Below are 16,296 nucleotides of genomic sequence, written 5' to 3' on the forward strand. Positions count from 1 at the left end.
ACGGTTTCCGTTCTTGGCCAAGCGGTCATGCCTTCCCGATGGGAGCATCCGTACTCCCTGTAGCCTCGCATCAATAGGTACGGTAAAGGCGGGTTCCCTCCTGAGGTGAAAGGTCCGTCCGGGCCCGCAGCGCCCCCAGCACTTGATCAGGGCGGCCAACAACTTCGGCCCTACACCGGCCTCCTGCCCGGCCGGGCTTGACGGCTCTTAAGACACAGGCACCCCACAACGCCGCCCTGCCATGCTCCCGCCGCCCTGTCCGGATCAGTTCATCCCAGGATCCTGGACTTCACTGTACGGAGCCGCCCCGATACGTTCGGGCCTTAGGCTGCGCCGAGGTTTTCAATGAGTCAACTCGAGGCCTTGCCGTCTCCTCCAGCTGCCCGATAGTCTGGCCGGGAAATACGTACCATGAAAGCGGCATCCGGCGGACCTCTAGGCGGAACCCTTCCCTGCGGGGCCATCACGTGCCGTACCGCGCGGGGCCTTTGGCTCGTAAAGGGGAGCAAGGTTTTAGTCGGCTGCTCATTGTCGTCCCATCCGGACGCAACTGGGCACCAAACCAGGAACAGCGATCGGACGAAGGATGCAGGATGCCGCGCAGGCAGTGACCGAAGAGGCCACGCACCCCAGACATCGCCAGACAGCGCCGGTACGGGGCTCCATGAGCCCTCCGGTCATGGCAAGGCTAAGGGGCTTCTGCGTATTTGCGGGCTGGGTTGCCGCAGCCTTTGGGGTCCGGGCCATCGGCCTGACCAAGGGTTTCGAGCTCTGGGTGGACGAGATGCTCTATGCCCTTCTCGGCGATTCGGTTAGCAGGGGGCACATTCTTCCCACACTGCCGGACGGCCCGTTTTTTCTGCATCCGCCCGGATTCTTTTGGGTTGAAGGCGCAGTTATCCACCTGTTTGGAATAACCGGCAATAATGTGGATTTGGTTATGCAGCTTCGGTGGCTCAACGCCGTTCTGGGTGCTGTGACAGTGGGGCTCGCCTTCCTGCTGGTGAGGCATACGGCGAACAGAACCGCGGCCTGGTTGACGGGTGGCTTGTTGTCCTTCGAGCCTTTCGTGCTACGCAGCAACAGCCATGTCTTCCTGGAAACACTCGCCATGGCAGCTGTCCTGGGCGGGCTGCTCATTGTCGTAACTCAAATGGGCTCCCGATCAACCGGCAAACGTACACTGCTCCTCGTCCTCGCCGGCCTCCTGCTGGGGTACAGCGTCCTGACGAAGGACTTCTTTGCCCTCTGCACGGTGGTTCCTGTGGGTGCCGCCACGGTTTGGCGACAAACCCTGCGCCGGCGTGAGGCCGCCGGAATTCTCTCGGCCATGTTGCTGCCTTACTTGATCTATATGTCCATAGTCGTCGGGCAAGGGATGTTTCCGGACTGGCTCCGGGCCAAAACGGCTGGCATTATGCGCCTCATTGGGGTGCAAAAAGATACAGGCTTTTCTGCGGCGGGTTCACCCAGCCTGGTCTCGCGCCTGATTGATAACGCCAGTCACTTTGGTTCCAGCTACATCCTGCTCGGATTGTGCCCCGTGGCCGCCACGCTACTGTGTCTCAGTCGGCGTCCTGAGCGCCGGCTCATTGGCCTGATAAGCCTCAGCCTTGGAGTGTACGGGGTCTACAGTGCGGTTTTTGGAACCTTCGAGGAGCAATACGGCTACGGCGTGATGATCGCGGGGGTGCTGAGCATCGCGGTGTTAAGTGCGGAAGTTTTTGAACGCGGTCGCCGGTCGCTCAGGTCCATCCTCCTAGTCAGCGCCGTCCTGTTGCTGCTGCTCACCACGGTCCTCGGCGTGAGGCTAGAAACGTCCACTGACAACGGCTTTGCGCAGGCCCGACGGTGGGTCCAGGAAAATTTGCCGGCACAGGCCAAGGTCAGTGTCACTAACGACACCGGAGAGCTCGCTTTCGCCGACGATCCTCGCTTCGGCGTTTGGCCGTCCCCCTCCTTGATGCTTGGTAGCGGGGCGAACTACGTCTTGACCGCTTCTCTTCCCGCTAGTCAGGGCTACGCATATATGGACCCGGGGATGCTGCCGTGGTTGGAGAAGAACGCCAAGCCAGTGTTCTCAGTGGCAGGCTTAACGAACGGTACAACTACCCTGTGGTTCGTCGACACTGCAACTCTCGATGCCGGGGTGCGTGCCGGAGTCAGATAGCCATCGTTCTGCCCATGACCTGGGTGTATGAGCCGGGACCTGCCTATTCCCCGTTGCACATTCAGGGCTCGCAGGAAGTCACGTTGCCTCTTATTTGGTTGTTCGGACCGGCCGCCACGTTGAAGTCCCCGCTTCGGCAAAAGCGATTATCCGTCACTTGGATGTTCTCGAGCTGCCCAGAGAGATCGGTGGAGGCGCCCTCCAAGTCGACAAAGATATTGCCCTTCACCGTGACATCGTGCACCGCTTTGCTTGCGCCGCCGTAATAGCCCGTTCTAATGCCGGAGGGAGATCCCCAGAACCGGTTGTTAGCGATGGTGATGTTATAGATCTCAGACCCCGCCACAGCTAGTTGCATTGCCGCTCCATGGGAGCCGCCGCGGACGTCGTTTTCCAAATATGCGACGTCATGGACCGTGCCGCCGATCGTCTGCGCTACCAGGCCGTCGTCGCCGTCCTCCCCCTGACGTTGGTCTACGTGGTTGCCGACAACCAGCCCGGAATATGAGTCCGTTATGTGGATTCCGTCGAGCTGATCATACTTGCCGCTGGTCGCAACCACTGTTGAATTGTTGTGTACGCAGAAGTTGCTGCTGCCCACTACCGCTATCGAATAAGTGAAGGGGTTCTTGGTTGCCACCCCTTCCACCACGGCGTTCGTGGAGTTCCGTACGTCGACAAGATATTCTTTCAGCCGCCCGGACACATTGCCATCAATAACATCCCCGCTCTGGTCGGCGGTTAGGTCGGCTATGGTGACGTTCTGCGATCCATTGGTAGTGATGAGCGGGTGCCCGCCGAGGGGGCCTTTGGCCTTGAGGAAACGTGACGTCGCCTTTAGCACGGTGCCCGGTCCCGAGCCCTTTAGTGCGACGTTGGCCCTAAGGACCAAGGGCTGATTGATCTGGAATTCTCCAACGGACAGCTGGACTATCCCCCCGCCGCTGGCCGTGGCCTGATCGATCGCTTTCTGGATTGCTGTTGAGTCCCCTGCGTCGGACGCACTAAGGAGAGAGACAGAGGTGGCGCCGCTACCTGTGGCGGTACATGGCCCCACTTTTTTCCCGTTCTGGCTAAAAGCCGAGATGGTCACTATAGCGACAAGCACAACGCCCACCAAGAGGAGCACTTGGAGTCGGTTAGCCCTCATGAATGAACCTTCGCACGCACCGCAAATACATTTCACCGAACGGGGCCATGCGGCGTGCCCAGCTGAACGTTACCGGGACCTGAATAACGTGAATTCAGCATAGCGGACCTACGTGCCCGCGTCCTGTCCTCTCAGCCCCGAAATACCCAGCCCTACACAGGGGCGGATACGAAGCGGCATGGCGGGTTGGGTTGCTGTTTCAGTTTCATCCTCTGGATGCTCCTATGGTCGTCAAATTCAGACATCGCTTCACAGTCTCGGTCTTGAGGACGGCAGTGATAGCCGCGGTGGCGCGCTAGGTGATCAGCGGCACCGCGAGAGACAGCCGGTTCCTTGAAATACCGGGTCAGGCCCATCACGTCCAGTATGCGGCGGCCGCCCCCACCGCAGCCGGCGTTCTCAGCGCCAGCTCCTGACCAGTGTCGGCCCAGCCTTGGATTAGAGTTTTTGGGCCTCCAGCGTCTGTGTGTTCACCGCATCGAACACCGCTCCGACGTCCTGGGGTGGCAAGTCCAGTCCGTAGATCTTCTTTGCGGCCACCGGCTTCTGCTCGTAGGTGAGAATGGTCAGAAACCTCTCGGGGCAGGAGACAGGCCAGCCGGCGTCAAAACGAAGCTCAGGCCACAGCAACAAACGCAGGTTCGGCAATGGCACCATATTTCTGAGCTACGCGGTGAAGGCGTGATGCGCCTTGAGCGGAGCCAGAAGTCGCACTCCTCCCCGGTTAGTGCAAGCCCTACCCGGCGTCCCCACACAAGAGCCCGGCGTCCTCGCCGGAGGACGCCGGGCAGCGGAGGCGAAGTGTGGGAGAGCATGGGTCTGCTTGCCCGCGCTCACATTCCGCCAGTCATTCAAGCAAGGAGGGAGCGGGTGTGGTCGTTAAGGAACATGCCCCGGGGGTCGAACTCCCGGCGAACCTGGATGAAGGTGTCCAGCTCCGGATACAGGCGCTCGAGCCGACTTCGGGTCATGAAGTGAATCTTCCCCCAGTGCGCACGCGGCTCGAATTCCTGCAGTACGGAATCGGCGTCACGGAAAAACTGCCAGTAGTCGGTTCCGGGCTCGGTGGTCAGGGTGATGACAGTGCTGTGGCGGCCTTGGAACTGGGACATGTAGGCGTCGTCGGCCTTCACCCAGCGCACTTCCACAGGGTATTTCTGCTCGCGGTACCTGGTGCGGATCAGGTCCTGGATGGCTTCGACGGCGGCTAAGCCGTCCTCGCTGGCGACAAAATACTCGAGTTCGTGGAACTGGGTGGTGAACCCGCCCGGGTAGATCCGGTATGACCGGTCCAGCCGGGCTCCTTCAACATTGGAGAGTTGCCGTTCGTCCTCAATGAAAGCTACGTTGTAGCGCTTGGTGTAGCTGCGGCCGGCCATTCGGTGATCGGGCGATCCGGGGAGATCCAGCAGCTCGCAAGAGTCGTTCTCAGGGCACCAGAGGAACGAGTAGTGCCTGTTGCCGTCAATGTCCGACTGCCACGTCGAGGTGGTTTCCAGCCACGTAGGGTAGGTGATCTGCTCCTGCAGGTAGTAGCTGTCCTCGACGGCCAACTCGACTTCCAGGAAGATCCCCAACGTGCCCAATGCCACCTGCGCGGCCCTGAGTTCGCGGAGTTGGCCTTCGCCAATCTCCACGATCTCGCCATAGCCGTTGATCAGTTTCACCCAGCGGAGGTTGGAGGAGAAACTGCCCAAGTCTTTCCCCGAGCCGTGGGTGCTGGTGGCGAGTGCGCCCGCGATTTGCTGCTTGTCGATGTCCCCTTGGTTACCTAAGGCCAGCCCTTGATCCCACAACGCGTCGCCGAAGGCGTTGATGGTGGTGCCGGCCAGTGCCCTGGCCCGGCGGCCCAAGCGATCGGTTCCGGTGATGGCCGAGAGGCCGGACATGTCCATCAGGACCCCGCCCGTCTGGACCAGCGGGGAGGATGAGTGGCCTGAGCCGACCGCCCGTACCGGCAAGCCTTCGCGAATAGCGAAACGGACGGCGTCGAGGGCTTCTTGTTCGTTCCTGGGCCGCACGGTGAAGGCAGGTGTCGCGCTTTGGTTCCCGCCCCAGTTGGTCCACGTGGCATCGGTGTCGAAAGGGGCCGTGGGGGTAGAGGTGGAGGGTGCACCCACTGCTGGAATGTTGGTGGTCATGGTGGAAGCTCCGTTGCTTTGTTGTGTGCTCATGCGCCGTGGTTGATCATCACATGCTTGGTGCGCGAATAATCGTCCAAGGCATAGAGGGAGAGGTCGCGGCCGTAGCCGGAGCCTTTGAATCCGCCCCACGGTACCTCGCAGGCCAGGACCAAGTGCGCGTTAACCCAGACCGTGCCGAAGTCGAGCTGCTTGGGGATGCGGAGCGAGAGGCTGGAATCCTTCGTCCACACCGACGCGGACAGTCCGTACGGGCTCTCGTTGGCCCTGGTGACTGCCTCCTCCGTGGAAGAAAACGTCTCCACGGTGACTACCGGGCCGAAGATCTCGTGCGTGGCGATGTGCGCCCCGGCCGGAACATCGCTGATGACTGTGGGCTCGATGAAGTAGCCGGGGCCTTCGATTGCCGAACCTCCGATAGCCACGTTGAGCCCCGCTGCCCGGGCCTCAGCCAAGGATTCCTTGACCCGTTCGAAATGTGGGAGCGAGATCATGGGGCCGATTTCGATGTCGTCCCCCGCCTCGGGTGACCCGAGAACCAAAGTGCTGACTTCACGGACCAGGTGCTCGGTGAACTCTTCGGCCACGGACTCGTGGACCAGCACGCGGCAGGCGGCGCCGCAGTCCTGGCCGGCGTTCCAGAACCCGGCATTGCGGACGCCCGCGGCGGCTGCACGGAGATCGGCGTCGGGAAAGACAACAACCGGGGCTTTCCCACCGAGCTCCAAGTGGACTCGCTTGACCGACTTCGCGGCGGTTTCCGCCACGGCCTGGCCACTGACGACGCTGCCGGTCAGGGCGACCAACGCGATGGAGGGGTGCTCGGACAACCGCTGCCCAACGGTCCGTCCGCGGCCGGTGACCACGTTGAGGATGCCGTGCGGGATGCGTCCGGCCACGAGTTCAGCAAGTTTCAGTGTGGACAACGGGGTCTGCTCGGAGGGCTTGATGACGATACTGTTGCCGGCGGCGAGGATGGGAGCGATCTTCCAGGCGGCCATCAACAGCGGGTAGTTCCACGGGGTGATGACGCCCACCACGCCCACGGGTTCGCGGAGGATCACGGACGTATGGTCTGTGGCGTAGTCGCCGCCGGCCATGGATGTCAGGGCGCGGGAGGCGCCGGCCATGAACCGGAAGGTGTCCACTGTGCTGGTGACGTCGTCCGCGGCCACTGCCTGGGGCTTGCCGGTGTTGGCGGACTCGAGGACTTCGAACGCAGCACGGTTCTCTTCGATGATGTTGGCGATGAGGTTCAGGACATCGGCGCGTTCCTTGGGGGTGGTGGCACCCCAGGTTTTTTGGGCCGCGACGGCGGCGCTCACCGCTGCGTCGACGTCCTCAGCCGTCCCGGCCTGTACGGAGGTAATGACTGCTTCGGTGGTGGGATTTACGACGTCGATCAGCAGGCCCGCGGAACCCGGGACGAATGATCCGTTGATGAAGTGTCCCGAGGGAGGGAGCGGCAGGGCTGTGCCGGAAGGAGAGGTGGAGCGTCGGACAGCGAACTGCTCGGTCTGGGTGGTAGTCATGATGGTTCTCTTTCAGATGAGGGGGCTGATCAGATCAGATCTGCGGTGACAGCGGCAGCGGGGAAGGGTGCGGGTTCAGTTTGCCGACGGAACACGCGGGCCGCGACGTAGTAGAGGGGAGCCACCACCACGAGTCCGACGATCCAGGAAATGTCCACGCCGCCCATCGCCGCGGCCACAGGGCCCGTGTAGATGGCGGTGGCCGAGAAGGGGAACTGGATCAGGGCACCTGTCAGGTAGGAGCCGATGGCGATCCAGTTGAACCGCCCATACACACCGCCGTCGCGCTTGAAGAAGTCTTCAACCTTGTAATCGCCGTGCCGCAGAAGGTAGTAATCCACCAGGTTGATGGCCGTCCAAGGGACCAAGACGTACATCAGGAAGGACAGGAAGTTTGTGTAGAAGAGGATGAAATTGTCCCGGGCAAAGAGCGCGATGCTGACTGCGACAACGAAGAGGATGACCGCCCCAATGCTGCGGGTTTTGGCGCGCGGCAACCAGGTGGGCCTGAACGTTTGCCCGATGGTAAGGGTGCATAGGACGCCGCAGTAGAGATTCATGGCGTTCGACGCCGCGACGCCGAGGCAGAAGATGCCGACAATGATCAGGGTCCATGGTTGGAGCAATGCACCGAGGCTGCCGACGATTTCGACGTCGCCGGTGCTCATGGACACGGCGAGCGTGCCGACCAAAGCGCCGAGGATCATAGGGAACAGGGTTCCCAGGACACAGCCTGAGTAGGAGGCCCAGAACGCGGGCGCGGACCCCGTGCCCTGCGGCATGTAGCGGGAGTAGTCGGAAACGTAGGGCGCGTACGCCAACTGCCACAGGGCAGAGACGGAGATGGTTCCCATGAAGCCGACCCAGTTGAAGTTGCCCTTCTCCAGGAAGTTCGCGGGCAAGCCGTGGACCACCAGGATCCAGCCGAACGCAAGCAGCAATGCCAACCCTGCGGCCACGCTCAGGACCCGGGCGTATGCGTGGATCAACCTGTAGCCGAAGATGGTGGCGATGACGCTGACCACGCCGATGATGAGGATGCCGCCATCAACGCTGATGCCTGGGCTGACTGCGGCCATGGCCTCGCCGCCGAACACCAGGTTCGCGGCGAAGAACCCGAGGTACATCACAACTACGATGACAACAATCAACAAGGCGCCGAAGGAGCCGAATTGCCCGCGGGTCTGGATCATCTGGGCCACACCCAGTTGGGGGCCTTGGGCGGAGTGGAGCGCCATGAAGATGCCGCCCACCACGTTCCCGATGATGATGCCAACGATCGCCGGAACGAAACCCAGGCCGAACACCGTGGTGGCGAGCCCGCCGGTCACGATGGTCATGATCATGATGTTCGAGCCGAACCAGATGGTGAAGAGGTCCCGGGCCTTGCCGTGACGCTCATTCAACGGGATGGGCTGGATGGTTTTGTCTTCGAGCCGGGGAACTTCGGCGGAAGCATTGGGCTTGCTCATGACGCGCTCGATGAGGCAGATTGGAGTTCACGGGCAGCCGAGGCGTTGCTACGGTTGACCATCAATCCGAGCAAGTCGAAGACCAGGGTCGCCGCTGCAACGGAGGTGATGTCCGCATGATCGTAGGCGGGAGAGACTTCCACGACGTCGGCACCAACGATGTTGATGCCGTCCAGGCCGCGGAGCAGCGCCAGGAGTTCGCGGGAGTGAAGCCCGCCCATCTCTGGGGTGCCCGTGCCGGGGGCAAAAGCCGGGTCCAGGACGTCAATGTCGATGGAGACGTAGACCGGGGTGTCGCCGATCCTCTCCTTTACCCGCTGGATTGCTGCGGGGACGCCAATCACGTCCAGGTCCGAGCAGCGTAGGATCTGGAAGCCGAACTCGTGGTCGCGGAGGAAATCGTTTCGGTCATAGACCGGACCGCGGATACCAACATGCATCGACTTATCCTCCACAAGGAGGCCCTCCTCGAATGCCCGACGGAAGATGGTTCCGTGGGTAATGGGCTGGTCGAAGTAGGTATCCCAGGTGTCCAGATGGGCGTCGAAGTGCAGCAGAGCCACCGGACCACGAACCTTGTTCAAGGCCCGGAGCATAGGCAGTGCGATGGTGTGGTCGCCGCCAACGGCGATGAGCCTTTTGTCCTCCCCGATAAGGGGCAATGCCTGCTCTTCGATCTCGCGGACTGCGCGGGTGATGTCGTAGGGGGTGCAGGCGATGTCGCCGGCGTCCACCACTTGAGCTTCATAGACCGGTTCAACGTTCAGCTCCGGGTGGTATCCGGGGCGGAGGAGCCGGGAGGCCTCGCGGACTGCGGCAGGACCGAAACGGGCTCCGGGCCGGAAGGAAGTTCCGCCGTCGAACGGGACTCCGACGATCGCGACGTCGTAGTCCGGGACGCGGTCAATTTGGGGGAGACGTGCAAACGTGCCGAGACCTGCGTACCGGGGCACTTTGGTTGCGTCGACAGGGCCGATGGGCTGGTGCGTTGTCATTCCGGGTCCTTAGCGTGAGGGGTGTGCTCGCCGTTGAGCGGGAAGTAAGTAATTCCATTCTTGGTGACACGGATCACTCGGAATAGGGTTACATTGACTACAAATGGCGGAGCCGTTTAGACGAATGTCTAAACGGCTCTGAGTCCGCGCCATCGCCGCAAGAACAAGGGAACTGGAGCGCGTCGGAATGGCAATTACCGTGGCTGAACTCATAGACGAACCTCAACTCGGCCTTGCGCTCTTGGCCGGATCCGCGGGCCTCGACAACCGCATCACCTGGGCGCACACGTCCGACCTGCCCAAGTTGTGGGAATGGGTCACAGGCGGTGAACTCATGATGACCAATGGCCTGTCCATACCCCCCGACGCGGAGGGCCAAGTGGCGCTGGCCGAAGCCCTCATGGACAGTGGTGCGAGTGCTTTGGCCATCGGCGAGAAGATGCACGCACCGCCGCTCACCAAGGAATTCCTTGAGGCCTGCAACAAACTGCCGCTGCCCTTGCTCAGCATCCCCTATCCCCTGCCCTTCATCGCCATCGCCCGTTCTGTCGCCGAGTCCTCCCTGCTCGAAGAATCTCGGCGACTGCGCCAGACAGCCCGCGTTTACGATCTGCTTCGAACAGCCGGGGCCTCGGAGGACGACTGGCAGAGCCTTGTCCAGAGGCTGGCAACGGAGCTCGACGCGGATCTGTTCGTAGTGGATCGTCGCTGTCTCCATCCTTGGCACCCAGACGGACACGAACTGCCGGACTTCCTCGCCGATTCCTGGGCTCCGATGTCCGGGCAGGTATCCCTCGCCGGGAAGAATTTCCAATGGCATCGGACACGGGGCAGGCACGTGCTGACCATGGATATTCCGACGCATGCCAACGCGCTACTGGTGGTGCTGCCCAAGAGCGAACCACACCCGGACGCCGTCGTACTACTTCACGCCGCAACCGTGCTGGGACTGCAGCTTTCCCGCATCGTCCTGTCACTGGAAGGCCGCCACCGTCTGGCCGGCGAGTTCATGCTGCAGGCCATGGATGGACGCTTGGGCGTTGCCGAGATGGAGAGCCGACTGGCAGATTTCGAGGTTCCTGCCCAGAATTTCTTGCTCGCCTCCCTGACGGTGGAGGACGGCGGCAGGCTTGCTGACGTACACATCGAATTGTGGAGGCACGGTGTTGCTTCGGCATCCCTGAAGCGGAACAACAGGCTTCATGTGGCGGTCTCGGCTGATGTGGCCGACGATCTACTGGTGCATTGCGCAGGTGTGGCCGCCTCGATCGGTATCAGCGCCCCGTCGGCCGTTGCTAACATCCAGCGGGCACTGCAGGAATCACTCTGGGCCCTGGGTTCCGCCCGCGCGAACAAGGTGGGACTGGCCCACTATGCGCAGGGACCGTCATGGCTGGGACTCACCGGGTTCGAGGAAGGAACCGCGCTGGTCCGGCGACTACTGGGGCCCATTTTCGACTACGAGCAGAGCCAGGACGGGGACCTCATTCTCACGCTACGGACGTATCTGAACTCGCAGCGTTCGTGGCAAAAGACGGCTGCGGCGTTGTTCGCACACCGGCAAACCATCATCTACCGGATGCGGAAAATCGGTGAACTGACAGGGCTGGACATGGGTGAAACATCGACGGTGGCCCAGTTGTGGTTCGCACTCCAGATTCACGAGGCGATGCACCAATAGCTTGTGCTTCTTCCGACGGACCCGCTATGGTGCGAACCGTGTCACCAGGTCGTACAACGCTTTTGATCGCCGTCGGAACTGCGTGCAGGGCTATGGAAGCGGTGTTCTCGGGGAAGATGTTGGATTGGATGGTCGACATCCCGTTCGCCTCGGACCTCTGGATGAAGGCGTCGAGAAGTTGGTTCCCGAGCCCGCGGCCGCAGGCTTCCTGGGCAATGAAGATGGAGTGCTCGACGACGCCGCGGTAGACCGTCCTTGAGGATATCGGGGAGGCGGCGACCCACCCCACGATGTTGCCGTGGTCTTCGGCAACGAGGCGCAGCTCCGGGTGGCGGGTAGCGTTGAAGTCTCCAGCTTGGCGGTGCGGTTTCGAAGGTGGCATGGCCTGTACCGATGCCAGCAGCTCAGATGGCCTCGACCGCTGACCAGTCGCCATGTTCCATCGGGCGGACTACCAAATGGTTGGTGCTGGTCATGGTGTGGCTGGTTCCCTGCTGCCCGTGGTGCGGCCCGGTAGCGAAACCAATCGTGACCGGGACGGGTTCCGACGATGCGCAGCACGAAACTGCCGCGTCTGCCGTATCGGCGGGAAGGCTGGTGGAGCAGACCCCGGTTTCGGGCAGTTCCAGTTCCAGTGCATCTGCTGCTGCTGTGTCTCCGGCGAGGGCGGCTGCGATGGAGCGGACTTGTTCGTAGCCGGTGGCCATGAGGAAGGTTGGTGCCCGGCCGTAGGACTTCATTCCTGCCAGGTAGAAGTCTTTCTCGGGGTGGGCTAGGAGCCGTGCGCCGTTGGGGCGGGACAGTTCCGCAACTGTGGAAGTCCGGATCAATCAATGGTCCCAGCGCTTTAGGGGCGTCGAGTGCCGGGTCCAGGTCCAGCCGCAGTTCGGAAAGGATGCCCAGGTCCGGGCGAAAGCCGGTGGCCGGGATGACTTGGTCGACCTCCACCGCCCGGCCGTCGGTTGCGTGGACAGCCACGCCGGTGTCGGTGGTCTCGATGCGGCGGGTGTGGAAGCTTGTCAGGAGCTGGACGGCACCGGAGTCGACTGCGGTGCGCAGGCGGGTGCCGAGCTGGCCCCGGGCGGGGAGTTCGTCGGCGTTGCCGCCGCCGTAAGCCCTGGCGGGGGTGGCGGCGCGGATGGCCCAGACGACTTCGGTTCCGGGATTGGTGCGTGCAAGGCGGGCGAGGTCCAGGACCATGTTCGCGGCCGAGTGCCCGGACCCGATGACGAGGGTCCGGTGGCCGGCGAAATGGCCTCGCGTGACGTCAGGCAGGGCCCCGGTGATGGTCCCGGCGGCGCGGGCTTCGGTTTCGCCGGGGACGGGAAGCCCGTTGGAGCCCAGCGGTGCGGGGGTGTTCCAGGTTCCGGAGGCGTCGATTACTGCCCGTGCCGGAACCTCGGTCATTTCTCCGTTGTGATGTTGGATGTGGAGCAGGAACGGTACTTCGTCGCGGCCCTGGCACGCTGCGCTGCGTGGGTGCCGGAGGGTGAACTGGGGAAATCGAACTGCTCAGGACCATAACCAATCGTGCAAACGGTGACAATTTCAGGCGTGAGAACCCGCAAGGCTGGTTCTCACCAAAGAAACTTTACGGGGACCACACCATGAAATCCAGAACCACGCCTGGAACGAGCCTCACCTAGTTCTCTCCCGAGAAGCCGCCCAAGTGTAGCTCGTTGAGCAGATTGTTTTCTTCTGCGTCGGTGAGGCCGGCGCCACGATTCTCAGCTGAAGTCAATGGAGGCTCTTGCGCCAGGATGTCTGTGAGCGTGTCGCGAAGGGGACGCAGTGTCAGCCCCGCTGCAACCGCGCGCGTATTGGCGCGCGCGTTCATGCCGTACCAGGCATGGTCTGCCAGCCACAAGGGCAAGGACCGCTTACCGGACCACGGGTTCACCCCCTGAGCCAGGAGCCAGTCCTCTGACGCTGTGACCACAGGACCTGCATGGTGGGCGACTGATCGCGCGATCTCGATGTGTTCCGGGAACCGCACAGGATTCCCGACGGCGTTGAAGATCCCGCTACTTTTCTCCTCCGCGAGGTGGAGGAGCCAAGTAGCGAGGTCGCGGACATCAATGAGCGCGGTCGGGAGTTCCGCCGTGTCTGGCACAAGCACCGCGCCGGCGTCGTTCGAGGGGTTTGCGAACCGGCGAACCCAATACGTTGTGCGCTCCGAAGGATCACCAGGTCCGCCGATGAGTCCGGCACGAGCGATGGCGGTACGGTCGGGACCGTAGGCTTCCAAGACAGCATCCTCACAGGCCACCTTCGCAGGCCCGTAGTCATCGGGTGGGCCTATTCTGTCTGCTTCCAGTGGAGGTAGGCGTGGCGCGTCCTCGTCAGCACCTACTTCTTCCTGACAGGCATATACGTTGCAGGTCGAAACGAACACATACCGGTCCGCGAGCCCTTGAGGGTCTCGGACTGCCCTGCGGACATGAATGGGCTGCCTTGCCACATCGATAACCGCGTCCCAGTGTTCCGCCGCGACTCCAGTCAAAGCAGTGTCATCATCCCGATCGGCGCGAACGAGCCGAACTCCGGAAGGCACGGCATCTCCTCTAGCAAGGCATGTGACCTCATACCCCGACGTCAGAGCAGTCTTTGCCACCGTGTATCCGAGCCACGCCGTTCCCCCGAGCACAAGAATCTTCATGACTGGAGAATTCCAGCATTCATTCAGCAACGCATCAGTTTTCACCCTCAGCACAATCAACCAAAGTGTGGCCGGGACAGTACGCCGAGGAAGTCGGTGGTAATCAGGATCTCTCCTCCCATGGCGTGTCTTGGGCAAGGTTGTGAGACCGGTGCCGTGCCTCCCAGATCAAAGCGTGGAGCGTCAGCGCAGTCACCATCGCCAACGCTGCAGCCGTGAGGAAGAACGGAGTGAACTGTCCGAGATAGAAGTACCACGGCGGCGGAAGTTCCTGCTGGAAAGCGCTGGAGTAGCCGGCAAAAGATGAGTAAGCCATGGATCCGTAAGCACCTACGCAGCCAATTGAGCCTAAGATCACGGCTAAAACCCACAGGACCACGACGAAGGGGTTGACCCTCGGCCGGTGCCGGGATGCTATCACCGGGGTCTCCGCTGAACCCCGTTCCTTGACTTCGCGGACCTCGACCCGCTCGATCCTCTCGCGGGCGGGTACCCCGTCCAATTCATTCTCCATGACCCGTTCCTCTTGAACACCGTGCCACCTGTAGTCACGCGTCGTACGCGCTATGCCTGGACATCGCTCGCCTCTTTCTGCCCGTCGTGTCCATCGTGCCAGAGAGGGATACGACCGCTAAGGCGCAGCGTTCAACAAGGAGGCCGTCGCGCCCCGACATATTTCTATCGGCCCGGAGCGGAGGGCTCCGCAGGGCTGTCCCCCGTATCCTCTGTGCCTTGGGCGACGGCTTCGGGCTCTTCCTCCGGCTCGAAGGTGTTCAGCTCCGTGCCCGCACCCAAGCGCACACCGCTTGCCGGGTCCGCAGCGATGCCATCTCGCCCCAAACCATCGGGACCGGCATCCCCGCTCTTGGCGGGATCTTGTTCACTACTGTCTGCCGTCATAGTCGCCTCCAGGATCAAACAGCTGCCGACGGGCCCACCGTAACACTCAGATTCGGGCAGAGTAAGCACGCTGCATGTTTCGCCTTGGGCACGGCAAACACCACATCCAGGACGCGTTCGGGTCAGGCAACTGCTTTCTCGACAAGGCTGCGGATCTTTGCCTCCGTCGCGGCATCCAGCGAGGTGATGTTCCAGGCAACCGGGTGCATGTGTACACCCTCCTCGAAGGCAGGGTTCACAACCTCACCGAAGCCGAACGCGATAAAGTCCTTATCCGGTTTGATGTAGCAGACGTCCTTTCCGTCCTTCACGTAGAAAGGTAGCCCCCAGCGGACGATCGGCTCTAACGAGGGCGCGGCCTCCCGGATGATGCTATGGAGGCGTTCGCCTATCTCGCGGTACTGCGCCGGGGCTTCACCGAGTTTGGCGAGGACGGCCGCGTCACCCTTTTTCGTGAACATCGTGGTCAGGTCTCCTTCATGTAGTCCCTAGGCAATTGTTATAGCCGGCTCCGGCTACCGCACTCATGACGTGATCGTACGCCCGCGTCGGATACCCAATCGACTTCAACCGTGCAGTCGGTCGATCTCATCGTACAAATCCTTGTCGTCTACCCCCCGATAACGGCACGACCATCTTCGCAACTGGACGCCGAGACCCATGTCCCGCAAGATAATAAGTATGCTGAGGAATTCGACGTCGAAAGAGCGCCCTGCGGAACACCCATGGCAGGAAAAGTCATGGAGGGAACAGTCATGAGCGAACAGCGACGACGGGACCTCGGTGAGTCTGATGCCCCCATTGAACACCAGCTCAAAGAGTCGTTCGACAAGACGATCGGTGAGGGTGCCGAACGCCTGCACCGCACAACGAGGAACATCCTCGTTACAGGCGTGTTCGGTGGTTTCGAGATCGGCCTCGGAATCATGGCGTACCTCGCTGTCTTGCACGAGACGGGGAACCATCTGCTGGCAGGGCTGGCTTTCAGCATCGGGCTGGTTGCCCTCCTGCTCGCCCACAGCGAGCTGTTCACCGAAAACTTCCTGATGCCTGTTGCCGCTGTGGTTGCGAAGGAAGGCAGCCTCCCTCAACTGGCAAAGCTCTGGGTTGGCACCCTCGTGGGGAACCTGGCTGGTGGCTGGGTGTTCGTATGGATCGTGATGCAGGCGTTTCCCGAGTGGTCCAAGGTGGTGGCTGAGAGCGCGCACCACTACATTGACGTCCCCTTGTCGCTGCAGACGATTGCCCTTGCGGTCCTTGGCGGCAGCACCATCACATGAGCCGGATGCAACAAGGCACCAACAACGACGTTGCCAGGATCGTTGCCACGATCATCGGCGGGTTCCTGCTTGCCGGACTACCGCTCTTCCACTCAGTACTGGACTCCTTGTTGATCTTCGCCGCGATCCATTCCGGCACAGGCATCGGCTATGGCCAATGGCTGGGCTGGTTCGGCTATACCCTCCTGTTCAACGTAGTGGGCGGGATCGCACTGGTGACTCTTCTCCGGCTTGTGCGCACCAAGGAGCTGATCGAGGAACGGCGCGCAGAAGTGTCGGCCGATCCTGGCCCACGCAGGGAATCATGAAGCAGTCA

General features: G+C 61.8%; 16 protein-coding genes and 1 pseudogene. 4 read left to right on the top strand and 13 right to left on the bottom strand.

What is annotated here, in order from left to right:
* The first annotated feature begins 586 nt into the window (after nucleotides 1–586).
* Nucleotides 587–2,170 (top strand): ArnT family glycosyltransferase, encoded by a 1,584-nt coding sequence (locus SB659_RS16215; RefSeq protein ID WP_284979992.1) that lies wholly within the window; start codon nucleotides 587–589, stop codon nucleotides 2,168–2,170.
* A 61-nt stretch (nucleotides 2,171–2,231) separates the two neighbouring features.
* Here SB659_RS16215 and SB659_RS16220 read toward each other — a convergent pair whose 3' ends face one another.
* The 6 genes from SB659_RS16220 to speB all read right to left on the bottom strand — a co-directional run bounded on the left by SB659_RS16220 (nucleotide 2,232) and on the right by speB (nucleotide 9,460).
* Nucleotides 2,232–3,320: a glycosyl hydrolase family 28-related protein gene (locus tag SB659_RS16220; protein WP_284979991.1), complete on the bottom strand. Its 1,089-nt coding sequence runs from the start codon at nucleotides 3,318–3,320 to the stop codon at nucleotides 2,232–2,234.
* A gap of 438 nt (nucleotides 3,321–3,758) precedes the next feature.
* Complete coding sequence (locus tag SB659_RS16225; protein WP_410551065.1) at nucleotides 3,759–3,977, bottom strand: hypothetical protein; 219 nt, start codon at nucleotides 3,975–3,977, stop codon at nucleotides 3,759–3,761.
* Between the two features lie 194 nt (nucleotides 3,978–4,171).
* The gene (locus tag SB659_RS16230; RefSeq protein WP_410551066.1) at nucleotides 4,172–5,494 is read right to left on the bottom strand and encodes a D-arabinono-1,4-lactone oxidase; all 1,323 of its coding nucleotides are present in this window, start codon (nucleotides 5,492–5,494) and stop codon (nucleotides 4,172–4,174) included.
* Nucleotides 5,491–6,993 carry an aminobutyraldehyde dehydrogenase gene (locus SB659_RS16235; RefSeq protein WP_410551067.1) on the bottom strand — a complete coding sequence of 501 codons (1,503 nt, stop codon included), beginning with the start codon at nucleotides 6,991–6,993 and terminating at the stop codon, nucleotides 5,491–5,493. Before SB659_RS16235 ends, SB659_RS16230 begins: the two co-directional genes overlap by 4 nt.
* 29 nt (nucleotides 6,994–7,022) lie before the next feature.
* Nucleotides 7,023–8,465: a purine-cytosine permease family protein gene (locus tag SB659_RS16240; RefSeq protein ID WP_410551068.1), complete on the bottom strand. Its 1,443-nt coding sequence runs from the start codon at nucleotides 8,463–8,465 to the stop codon at nucleotides 7,023–7,025.
* A complete protein-coding gene (speB, locus tag SB659_RS16245) occupies nucleotides 8,462–9,460 on the bottom strand; it encodes an agmatinase (protein ID WP_284979986.1) in 999 nt (332 codons plus the stop codon). The genes SB659_RS16240 and speB overlap by 4 nt, the downstream gene beginning before the upstream one ends.
* 187 nt (nucleotides 9,461–9,647) lie before the next feature.
* Here speB and SB659_RS16250 point away from each other — a divergent pair, with 187 nt between their 5' ends.
* A complete protein-coding gene (locus SB659_RS16250) occupies nucleotides 9,648–11,141 on the top strand; it encodes a PucR family transcriptional regulator (protein ID WP_410551069.1) in 1,494 nt (497 codons plus the stop codon).
* Here SB659_RS16250 and SB659_RS16255 read toward each other — a convergent pair.
* The 7 genes and pseudogenes from SB659_RS16255 to SB659_RS16285 all read right to left on the bottom strand — a co-directional run bounded on the left by SB659_RS16255 (nucleotide 11,029) and on the right by SB659_RS16285 (nucleotide 15,161).
* Nucleotides 11,029–11,577, bottom strand: a complete 549-nt coding sequence (locus tag SB659_RS16255; protein WP_410551070.1) for a GNAT family N-acetyltransferase — start codon at nucleotides 11,575–11,577, stop codon at nucleotides 11,029–11,031. The genes SB659_RS16250 and SB659_RS16255 overlap by 113 nt on opposite strands.
* Nucleotides 11,546–11,971, bottom strand: a complete 426-nt coding sequence (locus SB659_RS16260) for a hypothetical protein (protein ID WP_410551071.1) — start codon at nucleotides 11,969–11,971, stop codon at nucleotides 11,546–11,548. Before SB659_RS16260 ends, SB659_RS16255 begins: the two co-directional genes overlap by 32 nt.
* A gap of 115 nt (nucleotides 11,972–12,086) precedes the next feature.
* Nucleotides 12,087–12,548, bottom strand: a pseudogene (locus SB659_RS16265) (flavoprotein); the annotation flags it as partial.
* 235 nt (nucleotides 12,549–12,783) lie between these two features.
* Entirely contained in the window at nucleotides 12,784–13,800 is a 1,017-nt protein-coding gene (locus tag SB659_RS16270; RefSeq protein WP_410551072.1) for an NAD-dependent epimerase/dehydratase family protein, read from the bottom strand.
* 103 nt (nucleotides 13,801–13,903) lie between these two features.
* Nucleotides 13,904–14,314, bottom strand: coding sequence for a hypothetical protein (locus SB659_RS16275; protein WP_410551073.1), 411 nt, complete (start codon nucleotides 14,312–14,314; stop codon nucleotides 13,904–13,906).
* A gap of 164 nt (nucleotides 14,315–14,478) precedes the next feature.
* Entirely contained in the window at nucleotides 14,479–14,700 is a 222-nt protein-coding gene (locus tag SB659_RS16280; protein WP_284980462.1) for a hypothetical protein, read from the bottom strand.
* 122 nt (nucleotides 14,701–14,822) lie between these two features.
* Complete coding sequence (locus SB659_RS16285; protein WP_284980463.1) at nucleotides 14,823–15,161, bottom strand: DUF1801 domain-containing protein; 339 nt, start codon at nucleotides 15,159–15,161, stop codon at nucleotides 14,823–14,825.
* Nucleotides 15,162–15,425: 264 nt separating this feature from the next.
* Here SB659_RS16285 and SB659_RS16290 point away from each other — a divergent pair, with 264 nt between their 5' ends.
* Nucleotides 15,426–15,980 carry a formate/nitrite transporter family protein gene (locus SB659_RS16290; RefSeq protein WP_410551074.1) on the top strand — a complete coding sequence of 185 codons (555 nt, stop codon included), beginning with the start codon at nucleotides 15,426–15,428 and terminating at the stop codon, nucleotides 15,978–15,980.
* A complete protein-coding gene (locus tag SB659_RS16295) occupies nucleotides 15,977–16,288 on the top strand; it encodes a hypothetical protein (protein WP_410551075.1) in 312 nt (103 codons plus the stop codon). The genes SB659_RS16290 and SB659_RS16295 overlap by 4 nt, the downstream gene beginning before the upstream one ends.
* The last annotated feature ends 8 nt before the right edge of the window (nucleotides 16,289–16,296 follow it).

Origin of the sequence: Arthrobacter sp. SIMBA_036 (genome assembly GCF_046535135.1) — a bacterium.
Classification (GTDB): domain Bacteria; phylum Actinomycetota; class Actinomycetes; order Actinomycetales; family Micrococcaceae; genus Arthrobacter.

Bases quoted from the DNA above. Each gene is read 5' to 3' on its own strand.
- SB659_RS16255 (WP_410551070.1), bottom strand. From the start codon at position 11,577: ATGGCGACTGGTCAGCGGTCGAGGCCATCTGAGCTGCTGGCATCGGTA.
- SB659_RS16295 (WP_410551075.1), top strand. From the start codon at position 15,977: ATGAGCCGGATGCAACAAGGCACCAACAACGACGTTGCCAGGATCGTT.
- SB659_RS16215 (WP_284979992.1), top strand. From the start codon at position 587: ATGCAGGATGCCGCGCAGGCAGTGACCGAAGAGGCCACGCACCCCAGA.
- SB659_RS16220 (WP_284979991.1), bottom strand. From the start codon at position 3,320: ATGAGGGCTAACCGACTCCAAGTGCTCCTCTTGGTGGGCGTTGTGCTT.
- SB659_RS16240 (WP_410551068.1), bottom strand. From the start codon at position 8,465: ATGAGCAAGCCCAATGCTTCCGCCGAAGTTCCCCGGCTCGAAGACAAA.
- SB659_RS16235 (WP_410551067.1), bottom strand. From the start codon at position 6,993: ATGACTACCACCCAGACCGAGCAGTTCGCTGTCCGACGCTCCACCTCT.
- SB659_RS16275 (WP_410551073.1), bottom strand. From the start codon at position 14,314: ATGGAGAATGAATTGGACGGGGTACCCGCCCGCGAGAGGATCGAGCGG.
- speB (WP_284979986.1), bottom strand. From the start codon at position 9,460: ATGACAACGCACCAGCCCATCGGCCCTGTCGACGCAACCAAAGTGCCC.
- SB659_RS16285 (WP_284980463.1), bottom strand. From the start codon at position 15,161: ATGTTCACGAAAAAGGGTGACGCGGCCGTCCTCGCCAAACTCGGTGAA.
- SB659_RS16225 (WP_410551065.1), bottom strand. From the start codon at position 3,977: ATGGTGCCATTGCCGAACCTGCGTTTGTTGCTGTGGCCTGAGCTTCGT.
- SB659_RS16280 (WP_284980462.1), bottom strand. From the start codon at position 14,700: ATGACGGCAGACAGTAGTGAACAAGATCCCGCCAAGAGCGGGGATGCC.
- SB659_RS16270 (WP_410551072.1), bottom strand. From the start codon at position 13,800: ATGAAGATTCTTGTGCTCGGGGGAACGGCGTGGCTCGGATACACGGTG.
- SB659_RS16290 (WP_410551074.1), top strand. From the start codon at position 15,426: ATGGCAGGAAAAGTCATGGAGGGAACAGTCATGAGCGAACAGCGACGA.
- SB659_RS16230 (WP_410551066.1), bottom strand. From the start codon at position 5,494: ATGAGCACACAACAAAGCAACGGAGCTTCCACCATGACCACCAACATT.
- SB659_RS16250 (WP_410551069.1), top strand. From the start codon at position 9,648: ATGGCAATTACCGTGGCTGAACTCATAGACGAACCTCAACTCGGCCTT.